Here is a 22,790-nt window from a genome sequence, read left to right as displayed (position 1 = left end):
GCCTACTTCCTTCTGAAAGTCCACCAGCACTGCGGACTCCTCAACCAAAGGCGCTTCAACTAAAAAACGAAAGACTCAATTTTTTATCCGCTTCGGTTCTTTCTCGGCTTGAGTCATTTCAGATTCCTCATGCATAACGCGGGGGAATTCCGGGTAGAGTAGACAACAGGTGTTACCCTGCCGTCCCTCATCAAACCGTGCATGCGGTTTTCCCGCACACGGCTTTCCGATGTTCTTCACTACAAGGCATGCGCCTTCGTCCAACCCGCTGATGTCGGCACTTTGTACAGGTTGTATCTCTCGTATAACAACCTGCTGGGAAACCTGGCGTATCCTGCTCTTCGATTTCTGACCTTGTGCCGTTTCCGAAGGTGCGTTTTCAGTCGCTCTTCCACGTGGCTCCGTAACTGACCCAACGCTTTACTGCAATTGCGATAGCGAAAGTTGTTTACCCAGCCTCTCACGGTGGAGTTGACTTCATTCACTATCCACTCAAGCGGCATGATCGTGCGCCTTCGCGTCGTGAGCTCGGTCACTCGGTCTTTGATCTTTTGCAGGGCTTTCTTCGATGGCTGAACATGGGGATAGTAGTTCCTCGTTTTCCTGCCTTTACCCATCCAGATGGTGAATCCGAGGAAATCGAACTTCCCGTTGAAGGCATTGACGATCTTCGTCTTTGTCTCGTTCAGGGTAAGTTCCAGCCGCTCCAGTATCTGCCGCAGTACCGTCATGGCCTTGTCGGATTTGTTTCTCCGGCACAGGACGACGATATCGTCGGCGTATCTGACGATGCGGGTTCCCAGCCGTTGTTGCAGGTTGTTCCGCTCCCATATCCTGTCCAGAATGTGCAGGTAGAGGTTGGACAACAGCGGTGAGATGACTCCGCCTTGCGGTGTTCCTTTGCGGTTGCCCTTGCCGCCGCCGATGTTCCGCTTCGTTCCGTCCTTGTCCACCTCCATGATCGGGGCCTTGAGCCACATCTGAATCAGGTGCAGGGTCGCACCGTCACAGATGCGCTCGGCGACCACCGCCATGAGGTTGGCGTGGGGAATGGTGTCGAAGTACTTGGAAAGATCGGCGTCGATGACTTCGGTGTAGCCGGTGTTCATGGCGTACGCTACGTCATCGACTGCGTCGTGGGCCGATTTCTTCGGCCTGAATCCGTATGAGGTTTCGCAGAAGTCCGCCTCGAAGATCGGCTCGATGACCAGTTTTACGGCCATTTGAGCCACACGGTCCCGGATGGTCGGAATACCCAGGGGGCGCTGACTGCCGTCGCTCTTGGGTATCATGACCCGTTTGACGGGATCGGGTTTGTACGTCTTGTTTCTCAGTGCTTCTTCCAGCTCCGCAATGAATGCGGTTGCCCCTTCGTTTTCCTCGATGGCCTCGAGGGTGACGCCGTCTATGCCGGCGCTCCCTTTGTTGGCACGGACAAGGTGGTAGGCATGACTGAGGATGTCGGCCCGGTACACCTTGTCGTACAAGGCGTGGAAGCGGCAGGCCGGTTCCTGCTTGGCCTTGCGGTAGAGCTTCCTCTGGAGCGTCCTGATTGTTTCCGGGGTTTTTAGCATGTCTGCAATCCCCATCTCCTCCGCTCGTTGGTTGCGTGAACAAAGCAGGGTCCCTTCCCTCGGGCAGGGTTATGTTGTCCCATACCCTCAAGCGGTACTATGAACCCCTCCGACTCCCGCTGCGGCCCGCCGCGATTTCGTTTCCTTATACGCGCCGGTTGATGCTCCTCACCATCACCGCATCGGGTCTCCAGCACTGGGTTGAGTATCTTCCACAACATGCCGCCCCTGCTACCCCGGAAGATCACACAAGCCGATTCCGTTATCAAAGCCTGTGGCAACGGCCTTCCCCGAATGTCCACCGGGTCGGCATCTTCGGTTGAGTATAACGAGGCTACGTACAGGTTCACTTGAGTTACGGCCTGCTGTTTTGCCAATTGGGAACTTACGACCCCCTGTTACCAGAACGCCGCTCCCTTGAGCTACCGGGGTGAACGGACAACTCCCCGAATGGGACTTAAACCCATTAGATATTCAACTGTTACTGCGTACGGACACCATACTTATCTCGCTTGAATTAGGTATGATGTCCATGGAACTCTGCTCGGGGGCGCACCAGCGGCGCGAGGTTTTTCGCGCGGACTGCGTGCCGCCTCCTGGTTACGCTCTACTCACTACAAACTTAGTTTCCTAAGTGACTGCCTACTTCAAGAATGAATAGTCACTTGAAAAATTAGTGGGATTTACGCCATCTGTACCGGGCACTTTTACGGCATACACGTTGCCGTTACGGGAGATATTGAATTTCACTTGGCCCTTGGACACACTCAGTGCACTTCCGTATTTTGCAAAAAATCCCTTCGGGAGGCGAATCTCTATTACATCACCACTTTCACGTTGGCATAGCAAAACGGCATGGTCAAATCCTCCTTCTGGGAGGCCGAGAAACCAGCGATCCGGCTGACGTTCGGTAGCCACAGCTATTCCCACTTTTTCGCCCGATTTGGTTCTGAATATGGTTTCACCTTTCACCAGCTGAAGTGAAATGCCTACCAGCAAGAGCCTTTTAAGAAAGGCCTCGCGTATCTCCCTTCCGTTCTCTCGGACCGTCTTAAAACTAGTACGAGGACTGGTGGTGCTCAGAGGTTTCATTCCGGTTTCAACGATTTTTTCAGTGTTCATTTTAAGTCCTCCGTCTCTTTGTAGATCTGCAATTTCGACTTCGAGTTGTTCGCATCGATTTATTAACATTTCGACTTTTCGAAGTTTTTCACTTGCAGATAGGACAACTTCGGACTTTCCTTCCCTTGCAGCCGTTGAAATTTTCTCCAGCAACTCCACTTTTTCTTGCCGAGGACAGAAAAGGGGACAGGCTACTTTTCGCCCATTCCCTTTCGGGGACGCCCCTGTTTGCGCATTGTCGACTCTAGTCCACGTTCTCTACATACCATTACCTGCCACGCTTCTTCCCCGTATGGCGTTTGGCGATCTATGCTGTTTTGCAGTTTGTCCAATTCTGCCCCGGACAAAGGCGCGTTCACGTACTCCGTCCACTGGCTCGGCAACTCAATCGGCAGTTCGCCCAGCGAATGACCCACCAAGGATCGGGAAAGATGAGAACTCCACTTCCAGTCCGCTGCACTGGCAACGATGTTGGCCTTAACCGGATTCCCTTCAATGTAGCGAATTACCGTCAGCAGATGACCATCTTCCTGAACGATAAAGCTCTTGTATCGCCCCTGCCAAACATGACCGCTGGTTCCATAATGTCGGTGATACCGGCGAACATGGCTTGTCATAAGCCACTGCATCCATCTGCTAAGCTCTGCGCCTGAGTTTGGCCGGGCCAATAGATGGAAGTGATTTGGCATCAAGCAATACGCCAATAGTGTTACTGGAATTCGTTCACCTGCCTCGCTGAGCAACTTCACAAACGCCTGGTAGTCTTGATCTTTGTGGAACACCTGCTGGCGACCGTTACCACGGTTGATAAGGTGGTATATCTCTCCGCCAGCATGTCCTCGTGCGATTCTTGGCATCACACTACCTCAAAAAGTAGCCTGTCCCCTTTTTCATATGTGTCCCCTTTTTCATATGTACGATGGTTGGGCTGCGTTCTGCTCGACTTTCGATTTGACAGAATGTAGCCGACAGGATACAGTTTGTTTATGGTTGAAATCCGCAAAACCGAACATTTTGCCAACTGGCTCGATAACTTACGTGATATCCAAGCGAAGGCTCGTGTCCTTGTCAGGATTGAGCGTCTTGCTTCTGGAAACGCAGGCGACGTTAAGCCTGTGGGTGAAGGTGTTTCGGAAATGCGGATCAACTACGGTCCAGGTTATCGAGTTTATTTTATCCAACGCGGCAGCGAATTGATCATCCTCTTGGCCGGTGGCGACAAGAGCAGCCAGTCTCGGGATACCAAGGCCGCTGTCCGGCTTGCTCAGAACCTATAGGAGTTTACAATGACCAAAACAGCTACCAGTCGTTATGATGTTGCAGAACATCTCCGTACCCCTGAAGAAATGGCGGCCTATTTAGAAGCCGCCTTTGAAGAAGCCAATGGCGATGCCGCTTTCATTGCAAAGGCTCTGGGCGACATAGCACGCGCTAAAGGTATGTCTCAAGTGGCGCGCGATGCCGGCCTTTCTCGAGAAAGTCTTTATAAAGCACTTTCAGGTGAGAGGGTTCCTGGTTTTGATACTATTTTAAAAATAGTTTCAGCACTTGGACTCAAACTTCACGCGGAGGCCGCTCACTAGTTTTTTGTAGTAGAGCGAAGAGTCTTTTGTGATCAGGTCTCAACTTGTGACACACCTCGGGAGACCAAAATGAAACGTAGTTGACCTGTTGACTTCTCCTTCTAAAGCTCTCGTTACTCAACAAATCAACTACGTCCCCTTACGCCCATGCTGCTGGGCATCAACCCTTGTTCACTGCCACCGCACACACCGCGCGGAGCAGGCATTCCTCAAAACACCGAAAACTTCACATACCGCTTGGGATTCTCCTTGATGTCCTTCACCAGGAGATCCAGATCGTCGACAGTCCGATTGAGCCGGTCGTAGAGCTCCCGGTCTGACAGGAGCTTGCCGGCGGTCCCCTCTCCCCGCTGGAGCCGGGCGGTAATCTCTTCCAGGGACTTGAGGGAGGTGTCGGCCCGGTTGATAAGGGTGAGCCCCCGGTCGTAGAACTCCCGGTCGGCCACGAGCTTGCCCAGGGTGCCATCCTTGGAGAGGAGCCTGCGGTTCAGCTCCCGGACCTCGTCGGCAGCGGTGCCGGCTTTGCTGGCCACGGCCACGAGCTTGTCGTAGAGCTCCCGGTCGTGAAGGAGCTTGCTCATGGTCCCCTCCGACGACTGGATGTCGGTGAGGGTGTTGTCGGCCCGGTTGAGGATGCTCATGAGCTTCTCGTAGGGCTCCCGGCTCTTGTTGAGCATGCCGAGGGTTCCCTCGCCCCGGTTGACGGAGGCGGCAACGGTGTTCAGCTCGGTGGTGAGGCGCACCAGGCTGTCATAAAGCTTCGGGTCGTTGGCGAAGCGCCCCAGGGTCCCCTCGCCCCGCTCGGTCTTGGCCACGATGGCGTCCACCCGGTCAAAGGCCCTGGCCGCCTTCTGCACCACGTCGTCCAGCTTCGGCATAGGGGTGCCCTGAAGCCTCGCCACCGGCTTCGCCACGATTTCCCGGGTCGGCGTGATGTCCACGTACTTTTCCCCCATGAGGCCACGAGTCTTGACAGTGACCACCGAATCGGCGCCGATTTTTTTAAGGGCATCCCGGTCCACCTCCAGGACGATCTCCACCTCGTTGGTGGCCTCGGGGCGCTCGAAATCAATGCGGGTCACAATCCCCACGTCAACCCCGGCGAGCCAGACCGGCGCCCCCACCTTGAGCCCCGCCACATCGGTCATGATGACCGAGAGCCTTCCCTTGGGAACGAAGAACTTGGTCTTGTCCCCCATGAAAAGGACGCCGCCGGCGAAGAAAGCCAGGGCCACGAGGATGAAGATTCCCCCCTTGAGCTGGGACCACGATACGTTGTCGCTTCGTTTCATGTCGTTGTGATTTCCGTGTGATTGTTAGTGGTGTACCTGAACAGGGAACGGTCCGTGGGAGCCAGGAACTCGCGAATCTCCGGCAGCTCGCACCGCCTCATCTCCTCTTCCGTCCCCTCGAAGGCGAGCCGCGCATGGTGGAGGAAGGAGAAGCGCCGTGAGACGGCAAAAGCGGTTTCCAGATCGTGGGTCACCATGAGGGTGGTCTTCCCCTCCCCCTGGAGCCGGAGCATCAGGTGCTGGATGTTGAAGACCCCGATGGGGTCGAGGCCGGTGGTGGGCTCGTCGAAAAAGATGTAATCGGGGTCCGCCGCCAGGGCACGGGCGATGGCGACCCGTTTTTTCATCCCCCCCGAAAGCTCGGCGGGATAGAGATCGATGGTCTGCTCAAGCCCCACGAAGGAGAGCTTCTCCAGCACGATCCGCTCGATCTCCTTCTCGGAAAGCCGCCCTTCCTCGAAGAGGCGGTATCCCACGTTCTCCCCAACGGTCATGGAGTCGAAGAGGGCCCCCCCCTGGAAGACGATGGCGATATTCTTCCTGACCTGAATCAGCTCCCGCTCCCGCATCCCGCAGATGGAGACGCCGTCGATGGAGATGGTTCCACCATCGGGCTTCAATAGCCCCAGCATGAGCCTCAGGATGGTGGTCTTCCCGGCCCCGCTCATGCCGAGGATGGTCCGGTTCACCCCCGGTTCCAGGAGGAGGTCGAACCGGTCGAGGATCGTGCGTCCCCCCACCGCGTAGGAAACCTGGTCCATCCGTATGCCTCTCTCACCAGTCACGCTTTCACCTGAACACGATAAAGATTTTCGTCATGAAGAAATCGCACACCAGCACCATGATGGACGAGACGACCACCGCCCGCTTGGCCGCGGCCCCCACCCCCTCGGCCCCGCCGCTGGTGGTGAGCCCCGCATAGCAACCGACCATGGCGATGAGGAAGCCGAACACAAAGGGTTTCGCCACCCCTTCGATGAGGTCCTGGAAGACCATGAACTGGGGGAGCGATTCCCAGTACATGAGAATATTGATATCGTAGCCGGCGGCAATGATGTACCCCCCCAGGAGCGCCAGGGCGTCGGTTATCACTGCCAGAAGCGGCATGGCGACGAGCATTGCCTTGAGCCGCGAGGTGACGAGCCGCGTGATGACATCGGTCCCCTCCACCCGCATGGCGTCCACCTGCTCGGTGACGACCATGGTGCCCAGCTCGGCAGTAATGGACGAGCCGACCCGACCCGCCACCATGAGGGACGAGAGGACCGGCCCCAGCTCCTTCACCATGGTGACCGCCACCATTCCCCCCACGTAGCTGGTTGCGGCAAAGGGCTTCAGTTGGATGAGGGCCTGGAGCGCCATTACCATGCCGGTGAAGAGCCCCGTGAGGCAGACGATGAAAAGGGAGCCGACCCCCATCTTGTCCAGCTGGGTGACGAACTCCCGGTAGTACCAGGGCCTGCGGAAAATCCGTACGACGGCCCTGGCCGAAAGGACGAAGAACGCCTGCAATTCCCGGAGAAACCATTTGACCGTGCGCTCTGGGTTCATACCGGTTGCAGCACCACCTGAACCGCCTCGCGCACGTCATCCACAAAGACGAAGGCGATCTCCCCTTTCACATCGTCAGGGATATCCTCCAGGTTCTCCCGGTTGCGGCCGGGGGCCACCACGGTCTTCACCCCGGCGCGGCGGGCCGCCAGCACCTTCTCCTTGAGCCCGCCGATGGCCAGGACCCGCCCCGTGAGGCTGATCTCGCCGGTCATGGCCACGTCGCGCCGGGCCGGCCGCCCCGACAAAAGCGATACGATGGCAATCACCATGGTAATTCCCGCCGACGGCCCGTCCTTGGGGATCGCGCCGGCCGGCACGTGGATGTGGATATCGGTGTCGGCGAAGGCGGTTTCCTCCACCCCCCACTCGGCGCCGTTGGCCCGCACGAAGGAGAGAGCCGCCCGGGCCGACTCCTTCATGACGTCCCCCAGGGAACCGGTGAGGATCAGCTCCCCCTTCCCCTTCATCCGGGTCGCCTCCACGAAGATGATGTCGCCGCCGGTCTCGGTCCAGGCAAGCCCCGTAACGACCCCTACCCGGTCCTTCTCCGAGGCCACCTCGTTGAAGAAGGTCCGGGGCCCCAGGAACTCCTCCACCACCGCCGGGGTGATGGTCTCCCGCGGCGGCTTCCCCTGGGTCATCTCCTTGGCCACCTTGCGGCAAACCGAGGCGATGTTCCGCTGGAGGTTCCGCACCCCAGCCTCCCGGGTGTAGTCCCGGATGATCTTGAAGAGCGCCTCGTCGGCAAAGGCCGGCGGATTTTTCGCCAGGCCGTTCTCCTCGACCTCCCGGGGGACCAGGTAGCGGACAGCGATCTTCTCCTTCTCCTCGTCGGTGTAGCCCGAGAGCCGGATCACCTCCATCCGGTCCTTGAGGGCCGCGGGGACCGGGTCAAGCTGGTTCGCCGTGGTGATGAACATGACGTTGGAGAGGTCGAAGGGGACGTCCAGGTAGTGGTCGGTAAAGGTGTTGTTCTGTTCCGGGTCCAGCACCTCCAGGAGGGCGCTGGCCGGGTCCCCCCGAAAGTCGAGGCCGATCTTGTCCACCTCGTCCAGCATGAAGACCGGGTTGTTGGTGCCGCAGCGGTAGAGCTCCTGGATGATCCGGCCCGGCAAGGCGCCGATGTAGGTGCGGCGGTGGCCGCGAATCTCCGCCTCGTCCCGCATCCCCCCCAGGGACATCCGGATGAATTTCCGCCCCAAGGCCCGGGCAATGGACTTGCCGAGGCTCGTCTTCCCGACCCCCGGCGGCCCCACGAAGCAGAGGATCGGCCCCTTCATCCGCTCACGAAGCGTGCGGACCGCCAGGTATTCGAGGATCCGTTCCTTCACCTTTTTCAGGTCATAGTGGTCCTCGTCCAGCACCGTCTCGGCCTTGTTGATGTCGTTATTGTCCCTGGTGGCGTTCTTCCAAGGCATGCCGGCCAGATAGTCCAGGTAAGTGCGGGCGACCGTGTACTCGGGGGAAGCGGGATTGATCCGCTCGACCCGCTTCAGTTCCTTGTCGGCGACCTTGCGTACCTCCGAGGGCATGCCGGCCGCCTCGATCTTCTTCCGGAGGTCGGTCATCTCGGCGGCCCGGGTGTCCTCCTCCCCCAGTTCCTCCTGGATCTGCTTCATCTGCTCCCGCAGCAGGTATTCCTTCTGGCTCTTGCCGACCCTCTTGGTCACCTCGGCCTGGACCTCCCCCTTCACCTGGAGCCGCTGCACCTCGCTCGTCAGGTGCATGTAGACCTTCTTGAGCCGCTCCAGGGGGTCGATGGTCTCCAGGAGCTGCTGCTGGTCGTCCAGGGGAAGATTCACGTAGAGGGCCACCAGATCCGCCAGCCGTGCCGGGTTGTCGATGAGATCGATCATCTTCATGACATCCTCGGGAAGGGGACGGCCATAGGAAAGGGCGATCTTGAGGAGGGCATTGAGGCTCTGGACCAGGGCCTCGGAGACCATGGAGCGCTCCACGAACTCGTGGAGCGGCTCGCAGTGGGCCTGAAGGTGATGGTTGAACTCCACCACCTCCGTCACCCGGACCCGGGCAACCCCCTCAAGGACCACCTTCGCCCCCCCTTCGGAGAGACGTTGGATTTGATTGACTTTGCAGAGGGTGCCGATATCAAAGAGGGGGGGAATCCTGCCGGGAGCAGTCTCATCCCGTGGGCGGACAAGGGCCACGAGCTGATCGTCCCCCAGCATCTCCTCGAAAGGGGCGAGGTCCTCGTCCCTCAGGAACAGGGGGAAAATCATGTACGGAAAGGCCACAATCTCCCGGACCGGATAGAGTGGCACGATGGGTGGTATCGATATCGACACGGTTTCGGACATGGGGATAGGGTCCTCGGGTCGAACAGGGCTTGGAGTGGCGCCAGGATATAGTAACCAGACTAGCCGCTGAGGCCGCTCCTGTCAAGGAACGACGCGGGAAATGAACCCAGACGCGGGAAAGCGCCTGAAACCGGCCTTACCCTTCGGCGCCGACGGTTTCCCACTCCTCATACAATCCGGCAATCCGTGCTGTCAAGGCGGCGTGCTCTTCCCCACCCTGCCGGGCCGCTTCCAGGTCCTGGAAGAAGGCGGGGTCGGCCATCCGCGCCTCCAACTCGGCCAGACGCTCCTCCTCCGCAGCGATGGCCGCCTCCAGCTCCTCCAGACGTTTCTGGCGCCGCTTCTCGTCCCGCTGCCGGGACTTCTCCTCCTCCCGCTGGCGCAGCCGCCCTTCCTTTGATTCCGGGCTGGAATCCGGGGCCGGGGATCGGGGGCCGGGGACCGGGGAAATCTGACCATCAACCGCGGCCTTCTTCTGGAGATAGTACTCGTAGTCGCCGTGGTAGTTGGTGAGCTGCCCCCCTGCCACCTCCACCACGCGGGTGGCGAGGCCGTCGATGAAGTAGCGGTCGTGGGAGACGAAGACCACGGTGCCGGGGAAGGTCTTGAGGGCGTCCAGGAGCACGTCCTTGCTGAAGAGGTCCAGGTGGTTGGTGGGCTCGTCCATGAGGAGCAGGTTCGAGGGGCGCAGGAGCATCTTGGCCAGGGCCAGGCGGTTCCGTTCACCCCCCGAGAGGACCGCCACCTTCTTGTGGATGTCGTCCCCGGAAAAGAGGAAGGCGCCGAGGATGTCCCGCAGCTGCGGCACCATGGCAAAGGGGGCGTCGGCAAGGAGCTCGTCGTGGACGCTCTTGTCGCTGTCGAGGACCTGGGCCTGGTCCTGGGCAAAGTAGTCGAGGGCCACGTTGTGCCCCACGGTCCGCTCTCCCCCCTCGAAGGGCTTTCCCGCCATAATGCCCATGAGGGTCGACTTGCCGGCACCGTTATGTCCCACCAGGGCGACCCGCTCCCCCTTCTCCACGGTGAGATCGATGCCGTTCAGCACCACGTTGGCACCGTAGGCCTTCACCACGCCGGCAAGCTCCATGGCGATCCGGCCGCTGGGGGGCGGATCGGGGAACCGGAAGCGGATTTTCTTGCGCTCCGGGGGAAGGACGATCCGCTCGATCTTCTCCAGTTGCTTGATGCGGGACTGGACCAGGGACGCCTTGTCGGCCTTGTAGCGAAACCGGGTGATGAAGTCCTCAATCTTCTGAACCTCTTCATCCTGGCGCCGCTTCGCCTCCCGCAGGGCCGTCACCCGCTCCTCCCGCTGGACGAGGTAGCGGCTGTAGGAGCAGTGGTAGTCGGTGAGGACGCTGTTCCAGACCTCCGTAATCCGGTGGCAGACCTGGTCCATGAAGAACCGGTCGTGGGAAACGAGGATGACTGAATGGGGATACTCGCACAGGTACCCCTCCAGCCAGTTGCGGGCCTCGATGTCCAGGTGGTTGGTGGGCTCATCCAGGAGCAGCACGTTGGGCTTTTTCAGCAGCAGCTTCGCCAGGGCGATCCGCATCTGCCACCCGCCGGAAAACTCGCCGCAGTCGCGCCCCCGGTCGGTGGTGAGAAAACCGAGACCGTCCAGCACCCGGCATGCCTCCGCTTCCATGGCGTAGCCGCCCCTCAGCCGAAACTCCTCCTGGAGGTGCCCGTAACGATCAAGAAGCGCATCGTGCTCCGGGTCATCGTGGGGAATCTCCTCAAGGCGCCGGGTAAGGTCGGCCAGTTCCCGTTCCATCCGCTGGAGGTCGTCCAGGGCTGTCATCACCTCGGCCAGGAGCCCCTTGCCCCGGGTGACGATACCGTCCTGGGGGAGGTAGCCGACGGTGGCACCCTTGGCGAAGATCATCTCGCCGGCCGAATGCTCCACGAGCCCGGCGACGATTTTCATGAGGGTCGACTTGCCGGCGCCGTTTTCCCCCACGAGGCCTACCCGCTCACCCTTTTTCAGGTGCCAGTTGATGCCGGTGAAGAGGGGCCTTCCCGCGAAGTCCTTGGAGAGGTTCTTGAGATGGAGCATGGAGTTCCGTTCCGTGTTGGAGTGATGGCGCCATTGTAGGGGGGGCAAATCGGCCTTGTCAATGTTCTCACTAACATTCCGCGTCCCTCAATGACCGCAAATGCCAGTTTTTTCTTATTAACAGCAAAAAACTCTGGTATAGTTTATCGATTTTTACGCGACTTCAAGGCCCTTCGACTCCGTAGCGGGCCTTTGAATACACATCAATCGGGCTGCCCGGCTCCGTGCCTGGGGCGGCCGACATTTCAGCGGCGCGGGGTGCGCCCCGCCGCCCAAAAGGACAGGAACCTATGGCAAAAAAGATGCTCATCAACGTGATGCATCCGGAGGAGGCCCGCGTTGCCATCGTCGAAGACGGCAAGCTGGACAATCTGGACATCGAGATCGCGGGGAGCGAACAGACCCGCGGCAACGTCTACAAGGGGGTGGTGGTCCGGGTGGAGCCGGGGCTCCAGGCGGCCTTCGTCGATATCGGCGCTAAAAGGCTCGGCTTCCTCCAGATGGGGGAGATCCACCCCTCCTTCTGGCAGTGGCGTGACGACGTCCCCCCCGAGAACCGCAACCGTCGCCCCCGCATCCAGGAGGTGATCCGCCGGGGCCAGGAACTCATCGTCCAGGTGGAAAAGGGCGAACGGGACATGAAGGGGGCGGCCCTCACCACCTACATGTCGTTCCCGGGGCGCTACATGGTCCTTATGCCGGGAAGCGACTCCGCCGGCATCTCCCGCAAGGTGGAGAGCGATGCCGACCGCAAGAAGCTGAAGGAGAAGCTCAGCCAGATGGAGATCCCCGAGGGGATCGGCTATATCGTCCGGACCGAGGCCCTCGGCAAGACCAAGACCGAGCTGAACAAGGACCTCCAGAACCTCATCAGCCTCCACAATTCGATCCTGGAAAAGGCCACCGCCGCCAAGGCTCCGGCCCTCATCCACCAGGAGATGAATGTCGTCATCCGGACCATCCGCGACTACTTCACCGCCGAGATCGACGAAGTGCTCGTGGACAGCAAGGAAGTCTACAAGGAAGCCCGGGACTTCTTCAAGCAGACCATGCCCAAGTACGAGAAGCTGGTGAAGCTCCACACGGAGAAGCGCCCCATCTTCTCCCGCTACCAGATCGAGGAACAGATCGATCTCATCTACGAAAAGAAAGTCCCCCTCAAATCGGGCGGGTACCTCATCATCGAGCCCACCGAAGCCCTGGTCTCCATCGATGTCAACTCCGGCAAGACCACCGGCGAGAAGGGGGTGGAAGACACCGCCTACAAGACCAACCTGGAGGCGGCGGAAGAAGCGGCCCGGCAACTGCGGCTCCGCGACCTGGGGGGGCTCATCGTCCTCGACTTTATCGACATGCGGGACCGCAAGCACAACGCCACCGTGGAGAAGACTCTCAAGGCCGCCCTCAAGGAGGACAAGGCCCGGGTCGAGGTGGGGCGCATCTCTCAGTTCGGCATGCTGGAGATGTCCCGCCAGCGGATCAAGCAGACCCTGGAGCAGGGAAGCACCCTCGAATGCCCCCACTGCAGCGGCCGGGGCAAGGTGAAGAGCGTTGAGAGCATGGCCCTCTCCTTCCTCCGCAAGGTCCACGCCGCCGCAGCCAAGGGAACCGTGGCCGAGGTCCATGGCGGCCTCCCCCTGGAGGTGGCCTACTACCTCCTGAACCGCAAGAAGCGGGAACTGGCCCGGATCGAGGACGACTACGACATCGTGGTGACGGTCAAGGGGCGGACTTCGTTCCTCATGAACGAGCTGGAACTGGAGACGGTCAAGCGGGAAAAGCCGGCTCACATCGAGCATCCGGCCGAAGCGGCGGAGGCGCCGGAAAAGAAGCCGGAAACCGTCATGGAAGCCGCCGAGGCCGTGGAACCCGAGGAGACGGCTCTCCAGGAAGGCGGAGAAGGGAAAAAGCGCAAGCGTCGCCGCAGCCGCAAGAAAGGAAAGGGAGAGGAAACTCCGGCCGTCTCCCTTACCGAAGAGCCTTTGCAGGAGGAAGAAGTCGTCGGGGAGCCTGAAACCGGTGAGGAACCGGAGGAGATCGAAGAGGGGGTCGAGGCTGCGCCGGGTGAAGAAGCCAAGAAAAAGCGGCGCAGGAGACGGCGCCGCGGGAAGAAGCCGCGCGCCGGCGAAGCCGGCGAGGTTCCGGCCGCTGAAGTCGCCGCTGAGATTGTGACTCCCGAGCCGGCCGTCGAACCCTCAGCGCCGATTGATGCGGAATCCGCAGCGGAAGCAGAAGAACCAGCAGAACCGGCTGCAGAGGAGGCGAAAAAGAAGCGCCGCCGCCGCAAACGCCGCAGCGGCAAGCGAGAGGAGGAGGGACCGGCCGCCGAAGAGTCAGCCACCCCGCAAGAAACAGCCCCAGTGGCGCCGGAGCCTGCGCCTGCATCGGCTGTCGAGCCTGCATCGGCTGTCGAACCTGCACCGGAAGAGCCGAAGCCGAAGAAGACCCGTGCACCGCGTACCAAAAGGGCTGCCGTTGCGGCTTCAGAACCCGCGGAGCCACAGACCGTCGAGGCGGTATCCGCCGAACCGGCACCTACTGAAGCGGCACCGGCAAAGCCTGTGCGCAAACGGGCACCCCGCAAGAAAGCCGTCGCGGCGGAGGAAGCCATCGCCCCTGAGGCGCACGCGCCGGAGCCGACGCCGGAAGCCGAGGCACCGAAACGCAAGCGGGCACCGCGCAAGAAAAAGGAAACCCCTGAAGCTCCGCCTGAGAATGATACTCCATGACACACGGACGGTGAGGAGGAACGATCATGATCAACCACATCGCGATAACGGCGCTTGCCGCTCTTCTGATGGCCTCCCCCTGCCTCGCAGGGGGTCTTGAGGAGATCAGCGCCTACGGCTACGGCGGATACTTCTCCTGGCAGGAATATACTAACGCCGGCAGCCGGGTGGTAAGGGAGAGCGGTCCCATCTTCGGCGCCGGCGCCGCCGCAAGGGTCGACCTTCTCCAAAGATCCCTCATCCTGCACGGCAAGGCCGAACTGTTCGGGACGGTGGTCGACTACGCAGGGCAGACGCAGGCCTCCAGCGACCCTGCCGAAAATAACCGGCCCGCCGACTCCGACACCCGCTATTTCGGCGGCAAGATCGAAGGAGATCTGGGGTGGCGATTCGCCTTCAGTGGCGGATCGCTGGAGCCCTTCTTCGGGATCGGCTACCGGACGTGGCTCAGGGACATTGCCAGCTCCACCGCCACCACCGAAACAGGCAGACGCTTTGCGGTGGGAAGTGCCACCGAATACTGGGATACCATCTACACCCGCTACGGGCTCAAGGGCGAACTCCCTTTCGGCAACGAGACCGCCCTCTTCCTGGAGGCGGGCGCCAAGTATCCCCTCTACACCCGCAACAGGGCCGAGGACACCTCCGCCGGCGATGTCACCCTCGAACCCCGTTCCGACTGGTCGGCGTTCGCCGAACTGGGGATCCGCCACAAGGCGTTTCGCCCTGCCCTCTTTTACGAGGGATTCCGCTTCAGGCGCTCTCCCGTTGAACAGCGAGGCATATACCAGATACATCAGCCCCAGTCCAACTCGGACATTGTGGGTATTTCCTTCGCATATTCATTCCATTAAATCACTCCCTCTTCGACTGAACGGGGCTTCGCACGAAGCCCCGTTTTTTACCGCATATCTGTATATCTCCCGCATACACCCTCTGGCGCATCGACCAATCTTTTGCAATAGCAACACGTTATAACACTCCACCTTCAGACTGCCGTCCCATTCGCTCCGCGTGTGTGTATCAAAAAATCATACGCCATGCGTCTGCAACTCTTCCAACCATCCCATTAAGAGCAGGATTTGTCCAATAGTATCGGGCAGTTACACAAAACACCCCTCACCCTCTCTGGATTGGTATGTACGGTGCAATACTAGCAGGTGTCCAGCAATGGTTACAGATTCACAACAAAAGAGGACCACCATTATGTTCGTGGAAATCAGCTTCCCCCTCCTTCAGGATATATCCTCCCCGTTCATATTGAATTGCTTCGGTATCGACGAGTTCCTGCTGGTCTTTTTCATCAGCCTGGGAACCATTGCCTTCGCCTGCCAACTGGTGCCCGGAGTGCTGTTGTTTGTTTCGATGGTCAGAAGCATCTACTCCTTCCCCCGCCCCGACACAAGGCCTTCGGCCGAAGGAGTGGAATAGATTGAGGCAAGAAACCTGACGGATGCTTTTCCATTCACGGCTTCAAGAGCCGTCCCCGGACAGCGGGGACGGCTTTCTTGTTTCCAGTGCCCGCCTCCATGAAATTGCGCGCCGATATGATACAGTGTAATCCATGATAACCATCGAAGCCTTCAAGGGGAACTCTGTTCAGGAGCAGCAGGTGGAAATCGTGGAGCGGAAGGGTAAAGGCCATCCCGACTTCATCTGCGACGCGGCCATGGACGCCGTCTCCGTGGCCCTGTCCCAGGAGTATATCCGGCAGTTCGGCCGCATTCTCCACCACAACATCGACAAGAGCCTCCTTGCGGCGGGAAGCGTGGAAAAGCGCTTCGGCGGCGGCAGGGTGACCCGTCCCATGGAGCTCATCATCGGTGACCGGGCCACGTTTTCCGTGGGAGATCGGCAGATTCCGGTGACGGAGATCGCCCTGGGCGCCGCCCGTGAGTGGTTCAGAAAGAACCTCCGTTTCGTGGACCCGGAGCTGCACGTAAATTTCCGTGTGGTGCTGGCGCCGGGATCTGAAGAACTCACCGACATCTTCGCCCGGCCGGGGGAAGTCATGGCAGCCAACGACACCTCGGCAGCCGTGGGCTACTGGCCCCTCTCGCCGACGGAACTGGCGGTCCTCGCCCTGGAGCAGCACCTGAATTCCCGGGAGTTCAAGGAGCACTTTCCCGAAACCGGCGAGGACATCAAGGTTATGGGCCTACGCTCGGGGAACGATCTCGAGCTGACCGTGGCAATGCCGTTCCTGGCGCGTTTCATCGAATCAGAAGGGGAATACTTCGCCAGAAAGGGCGTGGTTGAGAGGGAGATTGGTGAGTTTCTCACGGGACTCCCCGGTTTCGACCGAAAAGGGGTTCGCCTCAACGCCCTTGACGAACCGGGACGGGGACTTGGAGGCGTCTACCTGAGTCTCCTGGGCACCTCGGCGGAAGACGCCGATTCGGGCCAGGTGGGGCGCGGCAACCGGGTCAACGGGATCATTGCCCTGGGACGTCCCCTCGGCACCGAGGCCGCCGCCGGCAAGAACCCGGTGAGCCATGTGGGAAAAATCTACAACATCCTTGCCCACCGGCTCGCCCAGGAGATCTGCGAGGAACTGGAGGGGGTCAGAGAGGCCCACGTTCTCTTGTTGAGCCGGATCGGCACCCCCATCGACCGCCCCCGGATGGCGGCGGCTCAGCTGCTGCTGGAAAAGGGAATTCGGCTCGGCGATGTTTCGGCAAAGGCCGAGGAGATCATCGGCCAGAGGCTGGCTGGTATCAACGGATTCTGCATGGAACTGGCGGCTGGCCGCTATCCGGTCTGCTGAAGGGAATCACATCAGTAAGGACAAAAGCACCTGGACAATGAGTATTTTCCCGATGGTTGCGACCGGGTAGACCGAGGCGTAGCCGATGTTGGGGAGATCGTTGCCGGTCTGCTCCAGGGCATAACCGAGAACTGCGGGCTGGGTCTGGAGGCCAGCCACCATCCCGATGAGGATTCCCATGGGAATCTTGAGGATCCGGTGACCAACCCATAGGGTGGTAAGGGCTGCAAAGCAGGTGACCACCGCCCCTGCGGCGAAGATGGCGAACCCGCCACCCTTGGCAAGGGTGGAGACGAAGCCGTAGCCGGCCCGGGTGCCGATGCCGGCCAGGAAGAGGACGAGACCGATCTGGCGCAGTGTCATGTTGGCGCTGTAGGGGAGGCTCCAGATCATTCCTCCCGAGCGGCCGAGAGTTCCGAGGACGAGCGCCACGATAAGGGGGCCGCCCGCAAAGCCAAGCTTGAGCGTCACCCCCCCGGGCAGGGGGAACGGCACGATGCCGAGCAACAGCCCCAGAGCAAGACCCAGGCTGAAGGTGAGGATGTCCACTTCGGAAACCGCCCGGTAGGAGTCGCCGAACAGGGCCGTCACCTCCCCCATCCGATCCCGGTGGGTGACCACCCGGACCCGATCCCCCAACTCCAGCACCATGTCGTCGTGGGGAAGGAAATCGTCGTCACCCCTCCGGACCCTGGTTACCGTGGCGCCGAACCGTTCGAAGAGATTCAGGCTCCCCAGCCGCCGGCCGGCCACCCGCGGATTGGAGACGAAGATCCGCCGGTAGTCGAACTCGCTCCGGTCGACGGTAATCTCCTCTTCGCTCACCTCGCCGAGAACCTCCGCCACATGCTGCAGTTCCACATCGGTACCGACCGCCAGCACCAGATCCCCCGGGCGGAAGCGGACCTCCGGCCCGGTCAGCAGACATTCATCCCCGCGCTTGATTCTGCCGAAAACCACGTCCCACTTTTGCTGATGAGAGAGTGCCGCAACGGTCTGCCGTCCGGCCTGGGGCCAGGTGACCCGGATTGTTCTGGACCTCAGGCTTTCGGTGGCGGCGCCGGCGATCCTGGTCCGTGCCGCCTCTTCCGCGTAGTCGATCCGCCAGAGCTTCTGGACGAGGCTGATGGCGAGCACCACCCCCATAACCCCCATGGGATAGGCGATGGAGTAGCCCACGACCGGCTCGGCCAGGAGCTGTTCCATGAGATTTTGCGGCGCCACGTGCTTGATGGTTTCAAGGGCGCCGGCAAGGGCCGGGGTATTGGTGAGACTGCCGGCGAAAAGGCCGGCGGTGATTGTGGCCGGAAGGGCAAGAAACCGCTGGGCAGCTACGGTGAGGGCCGCCGCGAGCACAAGAACGCCGAGAATGAGGAGGTTGTTCCGAACCCCGTCCTCCTTGAGCGACGCAACGAAGGCCGGCCCGCTGGCGAGCCCGATGGTATAGACAAAGAGGGCAAGCCCCAGGACATAGACGATTTCAGGGAGTTTCAGCTCCGGATGGAGCGCGCCGATGCCAAGGCCGACAAAGAGGACCGCCGCCACGCCGAGGCTCGACCCCCTGATCCGGATCCGGCCGAGGGGATAACCGATGGCGGCGACGACGAAGAGAAGAAGAAGCGGATTGTCGATGAATATTTTGATCATGGGAGGTCACATCCGCAAGGTCGGCTTGATGTTGTCGGGGACGAAGCTTTCCGCGATCCGCCACCCCCTTCCCGGCACGTAGACCGGCTGGAGCCGACATGCTATGAAGCCGAGGAGGTCAAAGGGTTCGGGGAGTTCCGGCTCGACCTTCACCACCCGGAAGCCGACCAGATCCCCCGCGGCGGGATGCCGGAGCGATTCCTTGAGGGTGCACGCCTCGACAACCCTGCCCCCCTCCCGGTTGGCCAGCCGGACCAGGAAAAGCTGCTCTCCTTCCGGGCTCATCCCCCGCCGTTCCTCCACCAGGGCAGGGATGACCGCCTCCAGAAGAATCCGGTTCTCCAGGTTGCGGCAGGCATAGTCAAAAGCCGCGCCGGTACTCCCGAACTCGATGGGCTCACCAACCTTCTTTCTGAACAGCCCGAACATGGTTCCCCCTTAATCGCCCTTCTTGCCCGGCGTCCTGAGAAAGACGACAATGGCGCCGCTACCGCCCAGTTCCCGAGGTGCGGGGGCGAACTCGGCCACCTTCCCCTTCCCGCGCTCCCGAAGCCACGAAAGGACCGCGCCCTGGAGGACCGGCTCCCCCGGAGAGTTATTCCCTTTGCCGGTAATGACGAGAACCGCTTTCTGGTCGCGGCGATGGGCAGCGGCGATGAAGCTCTCCAGACTCTCCAAAGCTTCTTCCTTGGTAAGTCCGTGAAGGTCAAGCTCCAGGCCGACGCGGATCTGGCCGCTTTTCAGCTGTTTGAGTCGGCTCGTCGGACGGGGGGGCTCCCCCTTCTCTTCCGGCAGGTGGTCGCTGAAGGTGACATCGAGCCGCAGGTTCGAAATGGCGTCGGCAAACACACGGTGCTCTTCGGCCTCCTGCTGGCGGCGGATCTCTGCCGCCGCTGCCAGCTCGCGGGGCTCCGGTGCCTTCTCTCCCTCCTTCTTCGGCGAGGGTTCCGCTGCAGGACGGATCCGCCGAACGTCAGCCATCTCGCGCAGGAACAGGGAGAGATCGTCGGGCTCGGCGGCTCGCTTTGGAGGTGGAGGGGCGGGTGCCTTGGCCGGTGCCGCATCCCGAGCTGTGGCATCATCGGGCTTAAGCCCCTTGAGGGCAGCGAAGGGACGCGCCGCGAACTCCCTGGGCTTCTGTTCGGTTTTCGAACTCTTCTTTTTCATGGGCGGTCAGGCGCATCCCGGGGAACGAGGACAATCTCGATCCGACGGTTTTTCGCCCGCCCCTCCTCTGTGTCATTGGAAGCCACGGGACGGTACTCGCCGTTGGCCACCGCCACGAGGACCGTCGGGTCGATACCCTGGCTCTGGAGATAGCGCGCCACATTAATGGCCCGGGCCGCCGAGAGCTCCCAGTTGGTGGGGAAGCGTTTTGTCAGGTTGCCGACAATCTGGACGTTGTCCGTATGCCCCTCGATACGGATCATCTTGTCCTGAATCCCCTTCAGGATATCCACCACCTTTGCGAGAACCTCCATCCCCCCCTGCTTCACCTCCGCCTTGCCCGAATCGAAGAGGATGGCATCCACCATGTTGACCGTCAGTTTCCCCTTGAGCTCGGAAATCGTCACCTGCCCTTGGGCGATCTCCCCCTTCATGCGGTCAAGGAGATCTTCGTAGGTCTTGCTCACCTCCCGGACTTTCTCCTCCCTGGCTTTACGGGTTTCGGCGATCTCCGCCTTGAGTCGGGTGTTCTCGGTCTCCAGGTCCGTCACCTTCTGCCTCAGATCGGCGACACTCTGTGACAGGGTATCGGTCTTGGCGCGAAGCACCTGTTCAAGCTCTTTATTGTCAGCGCCGAGCTTCTCCTTCTCCTTTGCCAACCCGGCCGCCTCCTCCCTCACCTTGGCAAGCTGAGCCTTCAAGGCGCCATTCTCGGCTGAGAGTTTCTGATGCATTTCCTGAAGGGTGGCGGCTTCCCGGCCGAGGGTATCGGCCTCCTCCGCTTTTTTCAGGTATTTGCTCTCAGCCACAAGGCACCCTGAGAGGGAAATGCTAGTGAACGCCAGCAGCATCAGAATCACAATCCGCTTTGCCATTAAAACCTCCTCGGGTACGGAAAAAAACCGCAATGCGCAACGCATCACGGCACGGTCATGAGAAAATATACACCGGCACCACGGCTGCCGCAAGCACTAGGGCCTGGGGAATCCAAAGACGACGGAAGACCCGGGCCATGTCAGCCTCGAAGTATTCCCCCGTCAGCACGAGGCAGAGATGGACCGGCGAGAGCATCACCCCGGCGAAACCACTGCCGAAGGCGAGGGAAAGAAGCCCCAGGGAGGGAATGTCTCCCCCCATGAGCGGCATCAGGATGGGAAAGGTAATCCCAACGAAGGCCACGGTAAGCCCCGTCATGACTCCCGCCAGGAACGGAATGGCCGTAATGATGAAGAGCACAGGCAGGCCGCTCGCCACGAAAAAATGCGATATCCCGTCCAGGGCTCCGGTGAGCCGCAGGGTTTCCTGGAAGATCATGATCCCGAAAATAAGGGAAAGGGCCTTGACGGAGACACTCTCCCTCAGTGTCGTCACAATTCTGGCCGGTCCGTAGCGGTGGACCGCAAAAAGAAGCGCTGTCATTCCCCCCATGGCCACCACCGGATTGACCTGCAGCACCACCACAAAGATGAGCGTCGCCAGAATAGGCGCCACTGAAATGATAAAGGTGCTGAGCGCCCGTCGCTTGCCCACCGTTTCCCCCACGGGCACCGGTGCGGAACCGACTCCCCGGAAGCAGAAGATAGTCCCCCAGAAGATCACGGAAACGGCAAAGGCGCTGTTCGCCAGGACGATCTTCTGGTAGGGGATGCGCGAGAGCCCCGCCACCAGGATAATACCGGGATAGAGGGGTGAGATGTATTCCCAGGGGTGACGGTACCAGTAGTTGATGAACGCCTTCTGGTCAGCGGGGAGCGTCAGGTGGGCAGAGGCCTCCCGCACCATGGGGGCCGAGAAGACCGCTCCCCCCGGGGAAGGAAGCATCCCGATCATGGCAGGCATGGCGGCCATGATGAGGCGGGAATCGGGGAGGACCTCCGAAAGGCTCGCCACCATCCGCCTCAGGGTACCGGTCGTGCGGAGGATATGCTCCATGATCATGGTAAAGACAAGGGTGGCCGTCATCTCCAGGGACTTCGGAGACGCAAGGGCTACCCATGCCCCACTAAGAAACCTGAGCGGCGGCGTGAGGTAGGAGAATGCCAGGAACGCCGCCCCCAGGGCCATGACCGCTCCCAGGTGCCACCTGCGGCGCACCATCACGACCACAGCGACGAGGACGGCGAGGGTTTTCAGGAGATCAATCATGCACCGTACCGATCAAAAGGAAAAAGGGACGCCACCGTCCCTTTTTCCGTAATTACATTGTATGCCTCCGAGAGCGGCTATCTCCTGACCACCCGCCTCTTCATTCCCCCCATGGCCGCCATCTGCTGCTTCATGACGACACCCTGGCGCTCCAGGTGGAACTGAAGCCACATCTCGCCGTAGACCTTCATCTTCATCTTCTTCGTCTCTTCGAGGGACTCCATGTTCGCCTTCAGCTTCTCGTCGCCGGGGAGCTTCTTGAGTCCCCGCTCCAGGACCGCCTTGGCCTGGCCGATGTCGTCGCACTCGGTCCAGCAGTAGGCGTAGAGCGCCCAGAGAAGGGACTCCTTGGGGCTCCACTGGACCGCCTTCTCAAAGGTTTCCTTCATCTTGTCGCGCTTGTTCCGCTTCATGTAGGTGACGGCCAGCATCCCCATGGAGACCCAGTTCTTGGCGAAGGACTTTTCCAGATAGGGAAACGCAGTTGAGAAGTCCCGCTTCAGAAAATAGATCATGCCAATCTGGGAGTTGATCTGCCCATCCACGTACATCTGCCACTTGCCGTACTTGAATGCCTCCTTAAGCTCGCGGATCGCCTTGTCCACCCGCTGGGCCTGGATGTCGCGGTTGGCGGTCTCCATGATCTCCAGGATCTTCTTCATGATGACGCGGGAGATGAGGAGGAACGAGGCGCCGAACAGGATGAGCCCCACGAGAATGGCCCACCACCAGGCCGACGATCCCGCAGCGATGAAGATGATGATGATTGCAATGAGGGCGATGCCGCCGGAGATCAGGAAGTTATACATAAAAATTCATGTCCTTTCATG

The 22,790-nt window shown here is 60.4% G+C and carries 20 protein-coding genes; 6 read left to right on the top strand and 14 right to left on the bottom strand.

What is annotated here, in order from left to right; all coding sequences use genetic code 11:
• Window positions 1-239: 239 nt before the first annotated feature.
• The 3 genes from ltrA to KJB29_RS10750 all read right to left on the bottom strand — a co-directional run bounded on the left by ltrA (window position 240) and on the right by KJB29_RS10750 (window position 3,553).
• Window positions 240-1,574, bottom strand: a complete 1,335-nt coding sequence (gene ltrA, locus KJB29_RS10760; protein WP_215734579.1) for a group II intron reverse transcriptase/maturase — start codon at window positions 1,572-1,574, stop codon at window positions 240-242.
• 642 nt (window positions 1,575-2,216) lie between these two features.
• Entirely contained in the window at window positions 2,217-2,849 is a 633-nt protein-coding gene (locus KJB29_RS10755; protein ID WP_215734578.1) for a hypothetical protein, read from the bottom strand.
• 38 nt (window positions 2,850-2,887) lie between these two features.
• Window positions 2,888-3,553 (bottom strand): REP-associated tyrosine transposase, encoded by a 666-nt coding sequence (locus KJB29_RS10750; RefSeq protein ID WP_215734577.1) that lies wholly within the window; start codon window positions 3,551-3,553, stop codon window positions 2,888-2,890.
• 129 nt (window positions 3,554-3,682) lie between these two features.
• Between KJB29_RS10750 and KJB29_RS10745 the strand changes: the two genes are divergently transcribed.
• Window positions 3,683-3,973, top strand: a complete 291-nt coding sequence (locus KJB29_RS10745; protein WP_215734576.1) for a type II toxin-antitoxin system RelE/ParE family toxin — start codon at window positions 3,683-3,685, stop codon at window positions 3,971-3,973.
• Window positions 3,974-3,982: 9 nt separating this feature from the next.
• Window positions 3,983-4,279, top strand: a complete 297-nt coding sequence (locus KJB29_RS10740; protein ID WP_215734575.1) for an addiction module antidote protein — start codon at window positions 3,983-3,985, stop codon at window positions 4,277-4,279.
• A gap of 209 nt (window positions 4,280-4,488) precedes the next feature.
• On the opposite strand, the gene KJB29_RS10735 is transcribed toward KJB29_RS10740, so the two are convergent.
• The 5 genes from KJB29_RS10735 to KJB29_RS10715 all read right to left on the bottom strand — a co-directional run bounded on the left by KJB29_RS10735 (window position 4,489) and on the right by KJB29_RS10715 (window position 11,505).
• Complete coding sequence (locus KJB29_RS10735) at window positions 4,489-5,571, bottom strand: MlaD family protein (RefSeq protein ID WP_215734574.1); 1,083 nt, start codon at window positions 5,569-5,571, stop codon at window positions 4,489-4,491.
• On the bottom strand, window positions 5,568-6,332 hold the full coding sequence (locus tag KJB29_RS10730) for an ABC transporter ATP-binding protein (RefSeq protein ID WP_215734573.1): 765 nt from the start codon (window positions 6,330-6,332) through the stop codon (window positions 5,568-5,570). The genes KJB29_RS10735 and KJB29_RS10730 overlap by 4 nt, the downstream gene beginning before the upstream one ends.
• Window positions 6,333-6,360: 28 nt before the next feature.
• Window positions 6,361-7,122 carry an MlaE family ABC transporter permease gene (locus KJB29_RS10725; protein WP_215734572.1) on the bottom strand — a complete coding sequence of 254 codons (762 nt, stop codon included), beginning with the start codon at window positions 7,120-7,122 and terminating at the stop codon, window positions 6,361-6,363.
• Complete coding sequence (gene lon, locus KJB29_RS10720; RefSeq protein ID WP_215734571.1) at window positions 7,119-9,443, bottom strand: endopeptidase La; 2,325 nt, start codon at window positions 9,441-9,443, stop codon at window positions 7,119-7,121. The genes KJB29_RS10725 and lon overlap by 4 nt, the downstream gene beginning before the upstream one ends.
• Window positions 9,444-9,579: 136 nt before the next feature.
• Window positions 9,580-11,505: an ABC-F family ATP-binding cassette domain-containing protein gene (locus KJB29_RS10715; protein ID WP_215734570.1), complete on the bottom strand. Its 1,926-nt coding sequence runs from the start codon at window positions 11,503-11,505 to the stop codon at window positions 9,580-9,582.
• Between the two features lie 290 nt (window positions 11,506-11,795).
• Here KJB29_RS10715 and KJB29_RS10710 point away from each other — a divergent pair, with 290 nt between their 5' ends.
• The 4 genes from KJB29_RS10710 (at window position 11,796) to KJB29_RS10695 (ending at window position 17,001) form a co-directional block, all read left to right on the top strand.
• Complete coding sequence (locus KJB29_RS10710; RefSeq protein ID WP_215734569.1) at window positions 11,796-14,234, top strand: Rne/Rng family ribonuclease; 2,439 nt, start codon at window positions 11,796-11,798, stop codon at window positions 14,232-14,234.
• 26 nt (window positions 14,235-14,260) lie between these two features.
• Entirely contained in the window at window positions 14,261-15,088 is an 828-nt protein-coding gene (locus KJB29_RS10705; RefSeq protein WP_215734568.1) for a hypothetical protein, read from the top strand.
• A gap of 352 nt (window positions 15,089-15,440) precedes the next feature.
• Complete coding sequence (locus KJB29_RS10700) at window positions 15,441-15,665, top strand: hypothetical protein (protein ID WP_215734567.1); 225 nt, start codon at window positions 15,441-15,443, stop codon at window positions 15,663-15,665.
• A 133-nt stretch (window positions 15,666-15,798) separates the two neighbouring features.
• A complete protein-coding gene (locus tag KJB29_RS10695) occupies window positions 15,799-17,001 on the top strand; it encodes a methionine adenosyltransferase (protein WP_215734566.1) in 1,203 nt (400 codons plus the stop codon).
• 6 nt (window positions 17,002-17,007) lie between these two features.
• On the opposite strand, the gene KJB29_RS10690 is transcribed toward KJB29_RS10695, so the two are convergent.
• The 6 genes from KJB29_RS10690 to KJB29_RS10665 form a co-directional block, all read right to left on the bottom strand.
• Window positions 17,008-18,648 (bottom strand): aspartate:alanine exchanger family transporter, encoded by a 1,641-nt coding sequence (locus KJB29_RS10690; RefSeq protein ID WP_004513484.1) that lies wholly within the window; start codon window positions 18,646-18,648, stop codon window positions 17,008-17,010.
• A 6-nt stretch (window positions 18,649-18,654) separates the two neighbouring features.
• Window positions 18,655-19,077, bottom strand: a complete 423-nt coding sequence (locus KJB29_RS10685) for a hypothetical protein (protein ID WP_215734565.1) — start codon at window positions 19,075-19,077, stop codon at window positions 18,655-18,657.
• Between the two features lie 9 nt (window positions 19,078-19,086).
• The gene (locus KJB29_RS10680; RefSeq protein WP_215734564.1) at window positions 19,087-19,815 is read right to left on the bottom strand and encodes a Smr/MutS family protein; all 729 of its coding nucleotides are present in this window, start codon (window positions 19,813-19,815) and stop codon (window positions 19,087-19,089) included.
• Window positions 19,812-20,690: an OmpA/MotB family protein gene (locus tag KJB29_RS10675; protein ID WP_215734563.1), complete on the bottom strand. Its 879-nt coding sequence runs from the start codon at window positions 20,688-20,690 to the stop codon at window positions 19,812-19,814. The genes KJB29_RS10680 and KJB29_RS10675 overlap by 4 nt, the downstream gene beginning before the upstream one ends.
• 55 nt (window positions 20,691-20,745) lie before the next feature.
• Window positions 20,746-21,960 carry a DUF401 family protein gene (locus KJB29_RS10670; RefSeq protein WP_215734562.1) on the bottom strand — a complete coding sequence of 405 codons (1,215 nt, stop codon included), beginning with the start codon at window positions 21,958-21,960 and terminating at the stop codon, window positions 20,746-20,748.
• Window positions 21,961-22,037: 77 nt separating this feature from the next.
• Complete coding sequence (locus tag KJB29_RS10665) at window positions 22,038-22,769, bottom strand: tetratricopeptide repeat protein (protein WP_215734561.1); 732 nt, start codon at window positions 22,767-22,769, stop codon at window positions 22,038-22,040.
• Window positions 22,770-22,790: the final 21 nt, after the last annotated feature.

The sequence above is a fragment of the Geobacter grbiciae genome (assembly GCF_018531165.1).
In the GTDB taxonomy this organism is placed as follows: domain Bacteria; phylum Desulfobacterota; class Desulfuromonadia; order Geobacterales; family Geobacteraceae; genus Geobacter; species Geobacter metallireducens.
Note: the sequence above shows the minus strand (reverse complement) of the source record. Positions and strands in the feature narration are given on the sequence as shown.